This is a genomic window from Caballeronia sp. dw_276 (assembly GCF_018449635.1).
In the GTDB taxonomy this organism is placed as follows: Bacteria; Pseudomonadota; Gammaproteobacteria; order Burkholderiales; family Burkholderiaceae; genus Caballeronia.
The window spans coordinates 179,366-194,051 of the sequence record NZ_JAAVUV010000009.1 but is presented as its reverse complement, the minus strand read 5'-3'; the positions used below and the strand labels follow the sequence as shown (position 1 = coordinate 194,051).

Below are 14,686 nucleotides of genomic sequence, written 5' to 3'. Positions count from 1 at the left end.
GTAGGCCTCGTTGTTTCCAGATGGCAAAACTATGGCTCGATCCCTCTCTCCGCATGATCCCAACACCATGCCGCTCGCGCGCGACATGGCCACGCTTGGTGCCTTGGTACGCAATCGTCGACTTGAGCAGGCGATGCGCATCGACGACGCCGCCGATTTGCTCGGGGTGTCTGCAAGCGTGCTTTCCCGGCTTGAGAACGGGCATCCCGTCGGCTCGGACCGGTTATTCCGTGTACTCGAAGGGTTCGGTTTGATAATGCTGGTGCTTCCGAAGGGCGAGTCGCCTACGGCGTTGCGGGCATTGAGCGTGACGACGGCTCACGCGAAGGCCTCCCTCTCCACCGGCCAATCCTGATGGTGCACGTTCTCAGCGTATCCACTCAGGACGGGCCGGTAGGGCAACTCGGGTTCGAGTCGCACCAAGACGTCTACAGCTTCAAATACGATGAAGCCTGGCAGGCCAGAGAAGCTGCTGTTCCGCTTTCGCCGCACATTCCGCTAACAGGTGATCAGCCAAAACTTGGGACCGTGCATCGCTTCCTCGCGAATTTGCTTCCTGAAGGGCGTGCGCTCGAAGTCGCATCGGTCATGTATCAGATGTCGAAGGACAACACGTTCGGCCTGATGCATATCCTGGGGAAAGAGCCAGTCGGCGCATTAAGTTTTACGGCGGCAGCGCAAAACGCCGTGGCCGGCGAGGAGCGCGCTGTAAATGCAGAAGCGGAGTACACCGCCGACCAGGAAAATGACGCGCCGCCCGTGCGGCGAGTCGTGCCTGCTGATGAGTTGAGCGACCGTATCCGCCGCCGCGATGAAATTCCCTTTCCGGTTTGGGATCGCAAACTGCGATTATCGGTCGCGGGCTTTCAGGACAAATTGCAGGTGCTTGTCGAGGGAGATTCGATCGCGCTCGTGGACGGCGGACCCATCAGTTCGACGCACATTCTCAAGCCGGAGTCCCTGAATCCCACATCGGCTTTCATGGTTGCAAACGAGCACTACTGCATGACGCTGGCCGCGAGCATCGGATTGCCGACAGCGGCCGTTCAGATTCGCCGGATTCCCGAACCGATACTGCTGATCGAGCGGTTTGACCGGCAAGTGGAGCTTGATCCTGCCGACGGCGTAACCGCGCTTCGGGTTCGCCGCACGCATGTCATCGATGGCTGCCAGGCGTTGGATCTGCCTGTGAGCCTCAAGTACGAGCGCAACTTCGGCAACGCTCCGGCTGTTCGTGACATCAGGGAGGGCGCGAGTTTCGAAAAACTGTTTTCACTCGAGCGGCACCTGGAAAATCCCGCGCAAGCCCGCCAGGTCATGCTGCGATGGGCGCTGTTTCAGCTCTTCATTGGCAACAGTGATGCGCACGGCAAAAATCTGTCTTTCCATGTGCGACCGGCGGGTTTGTCGCCCGCGCCTTTTTACGATCTTGTATCCGTCAATGTTTACGGTGACGCCGTTGAACAGGACATGGCGCTCGCTTACGGCGACGCATTCCGACTGGACGAGATCACGGCGTTTGAACTCGCGTATTTCGCCAAGAGTACGGGCACGCCAAGACCTTTCTTGGCGCGTGAACTGACGCGTATGGCGCTCGCGATAAAGCGGGTCTCGGGGGAACTGTCGCGCTCGGAAGTGTACGTGGGCGAGGAACGCGGGCTTGTGAAGCGCATCCATGATTTTGTGACCGTGCAAGTCGACAAGCTCATGCGGCTGGCGCCGGAGGTGCCGAGAGTCGACCAGTCGCTGCTGTAGACGAAATCTTCCGCTATGCCCAATTGAACCCCTGGCCCGCCGGGGTTTTTTGTTTTTTGCCCCCAAACCACGCAAACTCAGATAAATCTCCCAATATGTGAACACATCAATCACATATTGAATAATTGAGATGCCCGGCTCTAAAATCCGATCACAGCCAAACGGCAGTTACATAGGCATCCGGGTAATCCCGAAGACCCATGCAACGACAAAAGCAATCGGAGACGAGTCATGAAATCGCCAGCGCAATCGCATCTGCTTGAGCATCCGCGCGTCCAGCACTCCTTATCAGTGCGTTGATGAGTGCCATGACCAAGACCCTGAATTCCACCATCGACGCCGAATTGTCGATGGATCAAGTCATCGCCGAGCAGGACGCGAACGTTGCAAACGACGCCCAGGCCTCCGCCGCCGCGTTGCTCGATCTCACGCCGCAGCAAGCCGGGACGCAAACACTGCTGCGCGGCCTCGCGATTCTCGAAGCCGCCGCGACCGGCGCGCGCGATCTGCGCAGCATCGGCGCGGCGCTCGGCACGACGCGCAGCACGACGCATCGGCTGGTCAGCTCGCTCGTGCAAGCGCGGTATCTGCGCCAGGTGGGCGGCGGTTATCTGCTCGGCCCGAAGCTGATCGAACTCGGCACCATCGCGCTCGAACAAATGCCGCTGACCGCCGTCGCGCGGCCGCATCTGCAAGTGCTCGCCGACTACACGCACGACACCATCCACCTCGGCGTGCGCGATGGCGACGACGTGCTCTACATCGACAAGATTCCCGGCACGCGCGGCCTCGAAATGCGTTCGCGCGTAGGCCACCGGATGCCGATGGCGTCCACCGGAATCGGCAAGGCGATGATGCTCGACCTGCCGTCCGAAAAGTGGTCGACGCTGCTTGAAGCATCGCATCGCGTGCTCGCGAAGGTGAGCTTCAAGCCGGATCACCAGCCCGATTTCGATACCTTCGTGCAGCGCATGACGCGGTATGCGCAAGGCGGTTTCACCTTCGATCTGGAAGAAAACGAAGCGTCCATCCGATGTGTCGCCGCGCCCGTGCGCGATGCATCGGGCGCGATCGTGGCGGCGCTTTCGGTGGCGAGCACGATCCCCTACATGCCGCTCGAGCGCATGGAAGAACTGATTCCCGTCGTGCAGCGCGAAGCGCGCGCGATTTCGCAAGAACTCGGCTGGCGCGTGCCGCAGCCCGCAACACGCAGGATCAAACGATGAGCGTCGCCCACGACCAATCCACGGCGGCACTGATTGCCCTCGACTGGGGCACGACGGCGCTGCGCGCCTATTTGCTCGATGCACACGGCGCGGTGCTGGACACGCGCGCGTCATCGGCGGGAATCATGAATTTGCCGAGGCCCGCAGCGGAAGGCGGATTCGATATCGTCTTCGATGAAACCTGCGGCGCGTGGCTTGCCGCCAACGCACAGCTTCCGGTGATTGCCGCCGGCATGGTCGGCAGCGCGCAAGGCTGGGTGGAAGCGCCGTACGTGACGACGCCCGCGGATTCGGCGGCGCTCGTGGCGGGCATCGTGCGCGTGACGACGAACAAGGGCATCACGGTTCATATCGTGCCGGGCGTGCTGGAAGACGGCGCGTTGCCGAATGTGATGCGCGGCGAGGAAACACAGATATTTGGCGCGCTTTCCGGCGACACCACGCACAGCGAACTGATCGGCTTGCCGGGGACGCACGCGAAGTGGGCGTTTGTATCGGCGGGAAAAATCGAGCGGTTTTATACGTTCATGACCGGCGAGACCTTCGGCGCGTTGCGCGATCACACTATCCTCGGCCGCACGATGCGCGCCGCCGATCAGCACGACATGCCCGCGTTCATTCGCGGCGTCGATACCGCCAAGGACGCAGGCCACGCCGGCATGCTCGCGACGATCTTCAGCACGCGCACGCTGGGCCTCACCGGACAACTCAAGCCCGAACAGCAAGCGGATTACCTTTCGGGCCTGCTGATCGGCCACGAATTGCGCGGCCTGAACGAAGTGCTCGCGCGCGAGCACGCGGACCTCGCGGGCAAGACGCTGAGGTTGATCGGCAACGACGCGTTGTGCGAGCGGTATCGGCACGCTTTGGCTCGTTTCGGTTGCAACGATGCCAAAACCGTCGCGCACGCCACCGAACGCGGCTTGCACGAAATCGCGCTGCAAGCCGGGCTGATCCGCTCGACGGCCGGCGCGAACTAATCAGGAGCAGAACATGAGCGATATCGATATCAATCTTCCCGGCGCGTACACGCCGCACGCCGGACTCGCCGCCGCGTTCAGCGCGTGTCCGCTGATCGCGATCCTGCGCGGCGTGACGCCGGCCGACGCCGCCGAGCATGGCCGTGCGTTGTACGAAGCGGGCTTTCGGATCGTGGAAGTGCCGCTGAATTCGCCGCAACCGTTCGACAGCATCGCGGCGATCCGTCAGGCGCTTCCGGCCGATGCCATCGTTGGCGCGGGGACGGTCTTGCATCCGCATTACGTCGATGAAGTCAAAAAGGCCGGCGGCGAATTGATCGTGATGCCGCACAGCGACGGTGACGTGGTGCGTGCCGCAAAGGCTCAAGGCCTGGCCTGCGCACCGGGCGTTGCGACGCCGAACGAAGCGTTTCTCGCGCTGAAGAATGGCGCCGACGTGCTGAAGATGTTCCCCGCCGAGCAACTCGGCGCGCACGTGGTGAAGGCATGGCGCGCGGTGATTTCGGCGAAGGTTCCGCTCGTGCCGGTTGGCGGCATTGCGCCAGACAACATGGGGCCATTCCTGACTGCCGGCGCGAACGGCTTTGGTCTCGGCTCGGCGTTGTACAAGCCGGGTCAAAGCGCGGCGACCACGTTGGCGCACGCGAAGGCGTACATCAATGGATTGGCCGTTGCGCGAGGCCAGAAGAAATGAACCGGCTTGCAGGGAAGGTCGCGATGATCACCGGCGCCGGGCGCGGCATTGGCGCAGCGATTGCCGCCGCGTTCGTGCGCGAAGGCGCGGCTGTGGTTCTGGCTGAACTGGATTTGACGCTGGCGCAAGAAACCGCGCAACGGATCGGCTCGGCGGAAAGCGTGCTCGCCGTGCAGACGGACGTGACGCAAAGCGCATCGGTGCAAAACGCGGTCAAGGAAGCAGAAGCGAAGTTCGGTCCCGTCGATGTGCTCGTGAACAACGCCGGCATCAACGTATTCTGCGATCCGCTGACCATGACCGACGAAGACTGGCGTCGTTGTTTCGCGGTCGATCTCGACGGCGTCTGGAACGGTTGCCGCGCGGTATTGCCGGGCATGGTGGAACGCGGGCGCGGCAGCATTGTGAATATTGCGTCCACGCATTCCTTCAAGATCATCCCGGGCTGCTTTCCGTATCCGGTGGCGAAGCACGGCGTGATTGGTTTGACGCGGGCGTTGGGTATCGAATACGCGGGGCGGCAGGTTCGGGTGAATGCGATTGCGCCGGGCTACATCGAAACGCAATTGACGCTCGACTGGTGGAACGAGCAGGCCGATCCGGCGAAAGCGAAACAGGCGACGCTCGATCTCCAGCCGATGAAACGCATCGGCCGTCCGGAAGAAGTGGCGATGACGGCGGTGTTCCTGGCGTCGGATGAAGCGCCGTTTATCAATGCAAGTTGCATCACGGTCGATGGCGGGCGTTCGGCGCTCTACCACGATTAAAAACGAATTCAGCAGCATCGGATGACGCACCGGCCGTGGTGCGACGTCATGACAACAAGACGCGGCCAACACCTTTGTTCCAACTAGACATTCAAGTCAGGAGACAGACCATGAAACGCAGAATGTTCATCACGCTGGTTGCCACGGCTACGGCTGCAAGCGCCACCATGTTCGCGGCGCCGATCGCGCAGGCGGCAGACCCCGTCAAGATCGGCTTTGTCGTGAAGCAGCCCGAAGAACCGTGGTTCCAGGACGAGTGGAAATTCGCCGAAATGGCCGCCAAGGAAAAGGGCTTCACGCTGGTGAAGATCGGCGCGCCGTCGGGTGAAAAGGTCATGAGCGCGATCGACAACCTCGCCGCGCAAAAGGCCCAGGGTTTCGTGATCTGCACGCCTGACGTCAAGCTTGGACCGGGCATTGTCGCCAAAGCGAAAGCTGCGGGGCTCAAGATGATGACGGTCGATGACCGCTTGGTCGATGGCTCGGGCAAGCCGATCGAATCGGTGCCTTACATGGGCATTTCGGCATTCAACATCGGCAAGCAAGTGGGCGATGGCATTGCTGCGGAAATCAAGAAACGCGGCTGGAACATGGCGGACGTCGGCGCGATCGACGTGACGTATGAACAGCTCCCGACGGCACATGACCGCACGGGCGGCGCGGTGGAAGCGCTGGTTGCCGCGGGCTTTCCGAAGGCGAACATCGTGATGGCGCCGCAAGCCAAGACCGATACGGAAAACGCTTTCAATGCAGCAAACATCGCGTTGACGAAGAACACGAAGTTCAAGCACTGGGTTGCATTCGGTCTTAACGACGAAGCCGTTCTCGGCGCCGTGCGTGCTGCGGAAGGTCGTGGTTTCAAGGCTGACAACATGATTGGCGTGGGCATTGGCGGCTCGGATTCGGCTCTGAACGAATTCAAGAAACCGACGCCAACCGGTTTCTTCGGCACGGTGATCATCAGCCCGAAGCGCCATGGCGAAGAAACGTCGGAACTGGTCTACACGTGGATCAAGGACGGCAAGGAACCGCCGCTCGTGACGCTCACGACCGGCATGCTGGCAACGCGTGACAACGTGGCCGACGTGCGCGAGAAGATGGGTCTGGCATCGGCTAAGTAAGTTTTGTGTAGCAATACGGACCGTGCTGCATGAGCCGCGCGGTCCGCTCGAATTCCAAGGAGGCGATGTGTCAGCGACGCTGCGTTTTGACAATATCGGCAAGGTTTTTCCAGGCGTGCGCGCGCTCGACGGCGTGTCGTTCGACGTCAACGCCGGCGAAGTGCACGGTCTGATGGGCGAGAACGGCGCGGGTAAATCGACTTTGCTGAAAGTGCTGGGCGGTGAATATCAACCCGATTCCGGGCGTGTCCTGATCGATGGCAACGAGGTGAAGTTCTCGAGTGCGGCGGCATCGATTGCGGCGGGCATCGCGGTGATTCACCAGGAATTGCAGTACGTACCCGATTTGACCGTGGCCGAAAACCTGTTGCTCGGCGCGTTGCCGAGCACGCTCGGCTGGGTCCATAAACGCGAAGCAAAAAAGCATGTGAGCGAACGCTTGCGGCAGATGGGCGTGGATCTCGATCCGAACGCGAAGCTGAAGAAGCTTTCCATCGCGCAACGGCAGATGGTGGAAATCTGCAAGGCGTTGCTGCGCAATGCACGCGTGATCGCGCTCGATGAACCCACGTCATCGCTTTCGCATCGCGAGACGGAAGTGCTGTTCAAGCTCGTGCGCGACCTGAAGGCGGATAACCGCGCGCTGATCTACATCTCGCACCGGATGGATGAGATCTACGAGTTGTGCAACACGTGCACGATTTTCCGCGATGGCCGCAAGATCGCGTCGCACCCGAATCTGGCCGAAGTGCCGCGCGATACGCTCGTGCAGGAAATGGTCGGCCGCGAGATTGCCGATATCTACGATTACAAGCCGCGGCCGCTCGGCGACGTGCGTTTTTCAGTCAAGAACATTGAAGGCCACGTGCTGCGCGAGCCGACGAGTTTCGATGTGCGTCGCGGTGAGATCGTCGGCTTCTTCGGACTGGTTGGCGCGGGCCGCAGCGAACTGATGCATCTGGTCTACGGCGCGGACAGCAAGAAGGCCGGCACGATCACGCTCGATGGCCAGCCGATCAAGGTCCGCAGCGCCGGCGAAGCAATCCGTCACGGCATTGTGCTGTGTCCGGAAGACCGGAAGGAAGAGGGCATCGTTGCAATGGCGACGGTTTCCGAGAACATCAACATCTCGTGCCGCCGTCATTATCTGCGCGCGGGCTTGTTCCTCGACCGGAAAAAAGAAGCCGCGACGGCTGACCGTTTTATCCAGTTGCTGAAGATCAAGACGCCGAGCCGCAAGCAAAAGATCCGCTTTCTTTCCGGCGGCAATCAGCAGAAAGCCATTCTGTCGCGCTGGCTCGCCGAGCCCGAACTGAAAGTCGTGATCCTCGATGAACCCACGCGCGGGATCGACGTGGGTGCGAAGCACGAGATCTACAACGTGATCTATCAGCTGGCCGAACGCGGCTGCGCGATCGTGATGATTTCGTCCGAATTGCCCGAGGTGCTGGGGGTATCGGACCGGATCGTGGTGATGCGGCAAGGACGGATCGCGGGCGAATTGCCGCGCGGACAAGCGAACGAACAATCAGTGCTGAATCTTGCGCTGCCTGTGCAATCTGAACCGACTGCCCAGGCAGCCTGAAGCAAAAAGTGGAGACGGAGGACATCATGGAAGTCAGGGAAAACATTGCAAACACGCTGGTGCCAGCGAAAAACGACAAGCAGAAGTGGTGGCAACAGATCACCGAATACAGCTTGATCGTGATCTTCGTGGTGATGTTCATCACCATGTCGCTTTCGGTCGATCACTTCTTTTCGATCGAAAACATGCTCGGTCTCGCGCTGTCGATTTCGCAAATCGGCATGGTCGCCTGCACGATGATGTTCTGCCTGGCATCGCGCGATTTCGACTTGTCGGTCGGGTCCACGGTCGCGTTCGCCGGCGTGCTCTGCGCGATGGTGTTGAACGCGACGGGCAATACGTTCATCGCGATCATCGCAGCGGTTGCGGCGGGATCGGCGATCGGCTTCGTGAACGGCGCGGTGATCGCGTACTTGCGGATCAACGCGCTGATTACCACGCTGGCCACCATGGAAGTTGTGCGCGGGCTCGGGTTTATCGTGTCGCATGGTCAGGCGGTCGGCGTGTCGTCGGATACGTTCATTGCGCTCGGCGGTTTGACGATGTTCGGCGTTTCGCTGCCGATCTGGGTCACGCTGGCGTGTTTTATCGTGTTCGGCGTGTTGCTGAATCAGACCGTGTACGGCCGCAATACGCTCGCGATTGGCGGTAACGCAGAAGCGTCACGTTTGGCTGGTATCAATGTGGAACGCACGCGTGTCTGGATCTTCCTGATTCAGGGCGCGGTTGCGGCGCTCGCCGGTGTGATTCTGGCATCGCGGATTACGTCGGGTCAGCCGAACGCGGCCGATGGCTTCGAGCTCAACGTCATTTCCGCGTGCGTGCTCGGCGGCGTGTCGCTGCTCGGCGGACGTGCGACGATTTCGGGCGTGGTGATCGGCGTGCTGATCATGGGTACGGTCGAGAACGTGATGAACCTGATGAACATCGACGCGTTCTATCAGTATCTCGTTCGCGGCGCGATCCTCCTGGCCGCCGTGCTGCTCGACCAGTTGAAGAACCGCGGTTCGCGCGACTAAAAGGGATTCGTTAAAGATGGCCAGTTCAGTCGATAAAACCCTCGCGCGCTATCCGAGTCTCGCCGGCAAGGTTGTGCTGATCACCGGCGGCGCGACCGGAATTGGCGCGGCGTTCGTCGAGCATTTCTTCGATCAGGGCGCGAAAGTCGCGTTCTTCGATATCGATACGAACGCCGGCGAAGCGCTCGCCGATCAACTCGGCGCCGATCTGGACGAAGGCCAGTTCCGGCCGATGTTCCTGCGTATCGACCTGACGGATATCGGCGCGTTGCGGCAAGGAATCGCCGATGTTCGCAGCACGCTTGGGGCCGTGAACGTGCTCGTGAACAACGCCGCGAACGACAAGCGCCACAAGATCGAAGACGTGACGCCCGAATCGTACGACGCGGGTATCGCGGTGAATATCCGCCATCAGTTCTTCGCGGCGCAGGCTGTTATCGATGATATGAAACAGCTTGGCGGTGGTTCGATCATCAATCTGGGATCGATCAGCTGGATGCTGAAGAACGGCGGATTTCCGGTCTACACCACGGCGAAAGCAGCCGTGCAAGGCATGACGAACGGCCTTGCGCGCGATCTTGGGCCGTTCAATATCCGCGTCAATACGCTCGTGCCGGGCTGGGTGATGACGGACAAGCAGAAGCGTTTGTGGCTCGATGACGCCGGAAAGCGCGCGATCAAGGAAGGGCAATGTATCGACGGCGAATTGCTGCCCGAGCATCTCGCGCGCGCCGCGCTGTTTCTCGCCGCCGACGATAGCCGCATGATGACCGCGCAGGAAGTCGTGATCGATGGAGGCTGGGCGTGAACGCGCAATTGTTGATCGACAGCAAAAGCGCGCTTGGCGAAGGCGCGACGTGGTGCGCGGCGAGCGGACGGTTCTACTGGACGGACATTGAAGGCAAGCGTCTGTGGCGCTACGACCCGCGCGACGCCAGCCGCGAATGTTTCGATATGCCCGAACGTCTCGCGTGCTTCGCGTTGTGCGCCGATCCCGATGTGCTGTTGCTCGGCCTGGCCTCACGTTTGGCGTTCTTCGATTTGGAAACCGGCGCGATCGAAACGATCATGCCGGTCGAAGATGATTTGCCGACGCGCCTGAACGATGGCCGATGCGACCGGCAAGGCCGCTTTGTCTTCGGCACGAAACACGATGTCGCGAAGGCGGAGAAGGTTGGCGGGTTTTATCGGTTGAATCTGGATTTGTCGCTGGAGCGTCTGCCGCTTGGCGATGCCGCGATTCCGAATAGCATCGCGTTCAGCCCGGACGGATCGACGATGTATTACTGCGATTCCCCGACGCGCCAGATTCAAGCCTGCGATTACGATTCCTTCGATAACCAGCGCGTGTTCGCCAAACTCTCCGATGACAGCGGCGAACCGGATGGATCGACCATCGATCGCGATGGTGGCTTGTGGAACGCACAATGGGGCGGCGCGCGCGTGGTCCGTTATGACGCCGATGGCCGGGAAACAGCGCGCATCAATGTCCCGACGACGCAACCAAGCTGCGTCGCGTTCGGCGGTCCGCAACTTGGCACGCTGTATATCACGAGCGCGCGCATCGGCCTCGACCATGCCGCGTTGCAGAACGACTTGCGCGCGGGCGGTGTATTTATCGCGTCGCCGGCGGCTAGGGGTATCGCGGAACCGGTGTTTCGCGGAAACTGATGGCCGTTGCTTTGTAGCAAGCATCACAATGCAAAAAAACTGAGGCGGCGCGCATGACGTGCCGCCCACAAACTCCCGGATATGCTGGGGTTCACGCCAGGATCACGGGAACGTTCGCCTCTCGGAGACTTGGACATGACCGTTGCCCGTTCCGCATCCAGCCCTAAAACCCCGCCCGTTGCGCCTCGTCCTGCTGCGCCCACCCGCCGTTCCAAACTCGCCGCCGCGACCGAACCGCCGATCCGGCCGGGTCCATCGACATCGGTTGTAGCGATGGGCGGCGCAGGCCGCGACGGCTGCATCACGCTCGCCAACGCGCAGTTGCGACTGGATATCGCCCCGATGCTCGGCGGCGGGATCACGCGCTTCGACTGGCGCAGCGACGGCACGCTCGTGCCTATCTTCCGTCCGTGTCTTGAACCGAGCGCCGCCACCGATCCCAACGAACTCGCGTGTTATCCGTTGCTGCCGTATTCGAATCGCATCGGCGGCGGGCGGTTTCAGTTTTTGGGGCGCGGTATCGATGTCCCGTGCAACCGGCCCGGCGAACCCCTGCCGCTTCATGGCGATGGCTGGCTTGGCGCGTGGGATGTGGCGTCGGAGAGTTCCACGCACGTGCGTCTCACGCTCGACCGGCGCAACGGCAAGCCGTATTCGTACAAGGCGAGCCAGTCGTTCATGCTCGAAGGCGCGACGCTGGTGGTGACCTTATCGATTGAAAATACCGGGCGCGATGCGTTGCCGTTCGGGCTCGGTCTGCATCCGTTCCTGACGCGCGAAGCCGATACCGAATTGTCCGCCGCCGCCGATGGCCTCTGGCTATGCGGCGATGACTTCCTGCCCGTGCGCCACGTTCCGGCACCGCCCGCATGGCAATTCGGCGTGGCGTACCCGATGCCCACCGCGATGATCAACAACGCGTTCACCGGATGGAGCGGGCGCACGAGCGTGATGTGGCCGAAGCGCCGGTTGTCGCTGACCATTTCCGCCGATACCGATTACTACGTGCTCTATGCCCCGGCCGGCAAGGATTTTTTCTGCTTCGAACCCGTCGATCATCCGATCAACGCGGTGAATCTGCCGGGCGGCGGTGCGGCGCATGGGATGACGGTTTTGGCGCCCGGCGAAAGTCTCACGCGCGAGTTCAGCTTTACGGTCGAGCGGTCGGGCGAGGCCGAGCGGCGTGGAAGGCCGAAGCAACCGGCCGGGCAGAAGGCGCGAAAGACGGCAGCCGTGGCTCGTTAGCATTCCATTCGCGCTGGAGCGCTTTTGCTCGCGCGGTAAAATGCTGTACTGCCTAATTCGCTTACGGATACCCATGTCTTTCATCGAATCGCTCAACGCCGCGTGGTCGCGCACCCAGTCAATGCTTTGCGTCGGGCTCGATCCGGAACCTTCGCGGTTCCCGGGCGCGTTCAACGGTCGCGCTGATTCGATCTTCGATTTTTGCCGCGAAATTGTCGATGCCACGGCACCTTTTGCTTGTTCATTCAAGCCGCAGATTGCGTACTTTTCGGCGCATCGGGCGGAGGATCAGCTTGAGCAATTGATCGCGCATATTCATTCGGAACATCCGGGGTTGCCGGTGATTCTCGATGCAAAGCGTGGCGACATTGGAAGTACCGCCGAGCAATACGCGATCGAGGCTTTTGACAGATATAAAGCCGACGCCGTTACCGTTAATCCGTATATGGGGTTTGATTCGGTTCAGCCTTACCTCGAACATGAAGGGAAGGGCGTGATCGTGCTTTGCCGGACCTCCAATCCGGGGGGATCGGATCTGCAGTTTCTTGAGGTCGATGGGACGCCGTTGTATCAGGTCGTGGCGAAACTCGCGGCCGAGAAGTGGAATGCGAGCGGCCAGTTGGGGTTGGTGGTGGGCGCGACGTTTCCACGGGAAATCGAGGTTGTCCGGTCGATCGTTGGAGATATGCCGCTGCTGATTCCAGGGATTGGCGCGCAAGGCGGGGATGTTGAGGCGACGGTTCGGGCGGGACGGGTTGCTTCGGGGAGCGCCGGGATGCTGATTAATTCATCGCGGGCGATTATTTATGCAGGCAAAGGCGAGGATTTCGCCGATGCCGCGGCCGAAGCGGCGAAGCGGACGCGGGACGCGATTAATGCGGTGAATTGACGTTTTTGCGCCGTCGTCAGCCAAGCCCAGGGTGTGAGGCAGTCGGCGCCAATACGAGCTGATTGCCGCCGAGCGACTTCGCGCTGTATAGCGCCGCGTCGGCAGCGGCCAGCAAATCGGAAAGCGTGGACGCTTCAGTTCCAAACTGCGCGAGGCCGATGCTGACCGTTGCTTGTATCGAGACGCCATCGATCCTGTGAGGGATCATCTCAGCGAAACGTTTAGCGACGGTTTCGCCCACTTCCTTGGCGCGAAGGCTGTTATGGCGAGGAAGCAGCGCAGCGAACTCTTCTCCGCCGATGCGAGCGAGAATCGCATCGGAATCCACCACGCTCCGGGCAACGTCGCTGAACACTTTCAAAACCTCGTCGCCCGTATTGTGGCCGTATCGATCATTGATGGTCTTGAAAAGATCGAGATCGAATGCGAGGAGGGAGATCGGCCGACGTGGTTCTGCTTCGCGGATAACGCGTGCGCTCTCTTCGAAGAACCATCGGCGATTGCCAAGACGGGTCAGATAGTCCGTTTGGGAATCTCGCAGAAGTTCTCCATGGGTTTCTTCGCGGATCAGTCGGAGCAGGGTCATCGGCAGAACGACCGAATACAAGACGCCTTCGTACATCGTGATGTTGCTTGCGACCGATACCACGTCCTGCCCGTACCGTGCCGCCAGCAAAGGCAGGATGGATGCTCTGGCTGCGTAGACGAGGGTATGGATGCCCGTTACCCACACCGTAATGTGCCGCGATTGCATGTGTTTCATGCTATGGCATCGGAGCAGTTCGAACGACGTCACGCCGCTAGCCAACGCGATGGGTATCGCGCTCGCGTAGTACCACACTGAATTCATCCAGCGCGCGCCGGCTACCGCCCATGTGAGCGCCAGCAAGATGAGCAACGCGATGGAACTGTTGCGGTATTGCCGGCCGCTCAGGGATGCGACGCCGTGCAGTAGCAACAGATAGCCGGTGACGATCACGAGGTTGCTCACGGCGGAGCCGGTCGCGCCGGGTAGCTTGGTACGGACCGTTGCCGCCGCACATCCGATGGCAAGCGTGGCGTACCCGGCCGCGAGTATTTTGAGTTCCTTGCTGCGCCTCGGATGCGTTCGATGTTCCCAAAGCGTCATCCCGGAACTGGCAAAAAGCGTCCCGATGATGAGGAAATATAGGGTGAGAAGATCGAAATGCATCGGTGTGGGGGAATCCTGCGGCGGTATAGGGCGGCTGGGGATTCTACGCAAAAATTTGGTAGTGGTTGATTGTCGGCGTTTCAGTTATCAATGCGCAGATCGGGATAATAGGCTTCGTTATTCGATCGCGCGCGGTTCGGCGACTTGCCGAAGAAAGCCTGCTTTATGACGACCTGCTCGTCGTTAGACGAAGTGGGCCGAATCGCAGACCTTGAATCAGGCTGTGGATTTTCGGCATCTTCTGTGGTTATCGGCAAGTCGCGAGAATACTCAAGGTTTGTAGCGGTGGCGCGGGCGTTTCGGCGAACCGAGGTTCGCGTCGTGGAACAGTATCGGCAATCGTTGTTTGATAGCTCTATGGATATGCGGCTGTCGGCTTGCGGCAAGCCACTGCGAACGAGCTGGCTTAACAAACAAAAAGGCCGATATCCGTGAGGATATCGGCCTTGCTTTCAACGGGTGGCGAGGGTTAACCCGACGTTCAAATTTGTGGATTCTGCAGGGATGATTCACTGCAACGCAAATTAAACGTGTCGATGTTT

At 60.5% G+C, this 14,686-nt stretch carries 14 protein-coding genes; 13 read left to right on the top strand and 1 reads right to left on the bottom strand.

What is annotated here, in order from left to right; translation table 11 throughout:
* Nucleotides 1–31 precede the first annotated feature (31 nt).
* The 13 genes from HB633_RS20195 to pyrF all read left to right on the top strand — a co-directional run bounded on the left by HB633_RS20195 (nt 32) and on the right by pyrF (nt 12,952).
* A complete protein-coding gene (locus tag HB633_RS20195) occupies nt 32–355 on the top strand; it encodes a helix-turn-helix transcriptional regulator (RefSeq protein ID WP_255581025.1) in 324 nt (107 codons plus the stop codon).
* Nucleotides 355–1,755, top strand: coding sequence for a HipA domain-containing protein (locus tag HB633_RS20190; RefSeq protein ID WP_213779947.1), 1,401 nt, complete (start codon nt 355–357; stop codon nt 1,753–1,755). The genes HB633_RS20195 and HB633_RS20190 overlap by 1 nt, the downstream gene beginning before the upstream one ends.
* 350 nt (nt 1,756–2,105) lie before the next feature.
* Nucleotides 2,106–2,981, top strand: coding sequence for an IclR family transcriptional regulator (locus tag HB633_RS20185; protein WP_255581042.1), 876 nt, complete (start codon nt 2,106–2,108; stop codon nt 2,979–2,981).
* Complete coding sequence (locus HB633_RS20180; protein WP_213779946.1) at nt 2,978–3,961, top strand: 2-dehydro-3-deoxygalactonokinase; 984 nt, start codon at nt 2,978–2,980, stop codon at nt 3,959–3,961. The genes HB633_RS20185 and HB633_RS20180 overlap by 4 nt, the downstream gene beginning before the upstream one ends.
* 13 nt (nt 3,962–3,974) lie before the next feature.
* Nucleotides 3,975–4,655: a 2-dehydro-3-deoxy-6-phosphogalactonate aldolase gene (locus tag HB633_RS20175; protein ID WP_213779945.1), complete on the top strand. Its 681-nt coding sequence runs from the start codon at nt 3,975–3,977 to the stop codon at nt 4,653–4,655.
* Nucleotides 4,652–5,422 (top strand): SDR family oxidoreductase, encoded by a 771-nt coding sequence (locus tag HB633_RS20170; protein ID WP_213779944.1) that lies wholly within the window; start codon nt 4,652–4,654, stop codon nt 5,420–5,422. Before HB633_RS20175 ends, HB633_RS20170 begins: the two co-directional genes overlap by 4 nt.
* Before the next feature lie 110 nt (nt 5,423–5,532).
* The gene (locus HB633_RS20165) at nt 5,533–6,543 is read left to right on the top strand and encodes an arabinose ABC transporter substrate-binding protein (protein WP_213779943.1); all 1,011 of its coding nucleotides are present in this window, start codon (nt 5,533–5,535) and stop codon (nt 6,541–6,543) included.
* Between the two features lie 67 nt (nt 6,544–6,610).
* Complete coding sequence (araG, locus tag HB633_RS20160; protein WP_213779942.1) at nt 6,611–8,128, top strand: L-arabinose ABC transporter ATP-binding protein AraG; 1,518 nt, start codon at nt 6,611–6,613, stop codon at nt 8,126–8,128.
* Nucleotides 8,129–8,154: 26 nt separating this feature from the next.
* Entirely contained in the window at nt 8,155–9,147 is a 993-nt protein-coding gene (araH, locus tag HB633_RS20155; protein WP_056355316.1) for an L-arabinose ABC transporter permease AraH, read from the top strand.
* 16 nt (nt 9,148–9,163) lie between these two features.
* A complete protein-coding gene (locus HB633_RS20150) occupies nt 9,164–9,955 on the top strand; it encodes an SDR family oxidoreductase (protein ID WP_213779941.1) in 792 nt (263 codons plus the stop codon).
* Entirely contained in the window at nt 9,952–10,818 is an 867-nt protein-coding gene (locus tag HB633_RS20145; protein ID WP_346730343.1) for an SMP-30/gluconolactonase/LRE family protein, read from the top strand. Before HB633_RS20150 ends, HB633_RS20145 begins: the two co-directional genes overlap by 4 nt.
* Before the next feature lie 135 nt (nt 10,819–10,953).
* Nucleotides 10,954–12,063 (top strand): aldose 1-epimerase, encoded by a 1,110-nt coding sequence (locus tag HB633_RS20140; protein WP_213779940.1) that lies wholly within the window; start codon nt 10,954–10,956, stop codon nt 12,061–12,063.
* 73 nt (nt 12,064–12,136) lie between these two features.
* Complete coding sequence (gene pyrF, locus HB633_RS20135) at nt 12,137–12,952, top strand: orotidine-5'-phosphate decarboxylase (protein ID WP_213779939.1); 816 nt, start codon at nt 12,137–12,139, stop codon at nt 12,950–12,952.
* 16 nt (nt 12,953–12,968) lie between these two features.
* Here pyrF and HB633_RS20130 read toward each other — a convergent pair whose 3' ends face one another.
* Nucleotides 12,969–14,144, bottom strand: coding sequence for a GGDEF domain-containing protein (locus tag HB633_RS20130; RefSeq protein WP_213779938.1), 1,176 nt, complete (start codon nt 14,142–14,144; stop codon nt 12,969–12,971).
* Between the last annotated feature and the right edge of the window lie 542 nt (nt 14,145–14,686).

Coding starts and splice junctions, on each gene's coding strand:
- HB633_RS20195 (WP_255581025.1), top strand. CDS start 32: ATGGCTCGATCCCTCTCTCCGCATGATCCCAACACCATGCCGCTCGCG.
- HB633_RS20190 (WP_213779947.1), top strand. CDS start 355: ATGGTGCACGTTCTCAGCGTATCCACTCAGGACGGGCCGGTAGGGCAA.
- HB633_RS20185 (WP_255581042.1), top strand. CDS start 2,106: ATGGATCAAGTCATCGCCGAGCAGGACGCGAACGTTGCAAACGACGCC.
- HB633_RS20180 (WP_213779946.1), top strand. CDS start 2,978: ATGAGCGTCGCCCACGACCAATCCACGGCGGCACTGATTGCCCTCGAC.
- HB633_RS20175 (WP_213779945.1), top strand. CDS start 3,975: ATGAGCGATATCGATATCAATCTTCCCGGCGCGTACACGCCGCACGCC.
- HB633_RS20170 (WP_213779944.1), top strand. CDS start 4,652: ATGAACCGGCTTGCAGGGAAGGTCGCGATGATCACCGGCGCCGGGCGC.
- HB633_RS20165 (WP_213779943.1), top strand. CDS start 5,533: ATGAAACGCAGAATGTTCATCACGCTGGTTGCCACGGCTACGGCTGCA.
- araH (WP_056355316.1), top strand. CDS start 8,155: ATGGAAGTCAGGGAAAACATTGCAAACACGCTGGTGCCAGCGAAAAAC.
- HB633_RS20150 (WP_213779941.1), top strand. CDS start 9,164: ATGGCCAGTTCAGTCGATAAAACCCTCGCGCGCTATCCGAGTCTCGCC.
- HB633_RS20140 (WP_213779940.1), top strand. CDS start 10,954: ATGACCGTTGCCCGTTCCGCATCCAGCCCTAAAACCCCGCCCGTTGCG.
- pyrF (WP_213779939.1), top strand. CDS start 12,137: ATGTCTTTCATCGAATCGCTCAACGCCGCGTGGTCGCGCACCCAGTCA.
- HB633_RS20130 (WP_213779938.1), bottom strand. CDS start 14,144: ATGCATTTCGATCTTCTCACCCTATATTTCCTCATCATCGGGACGCTT.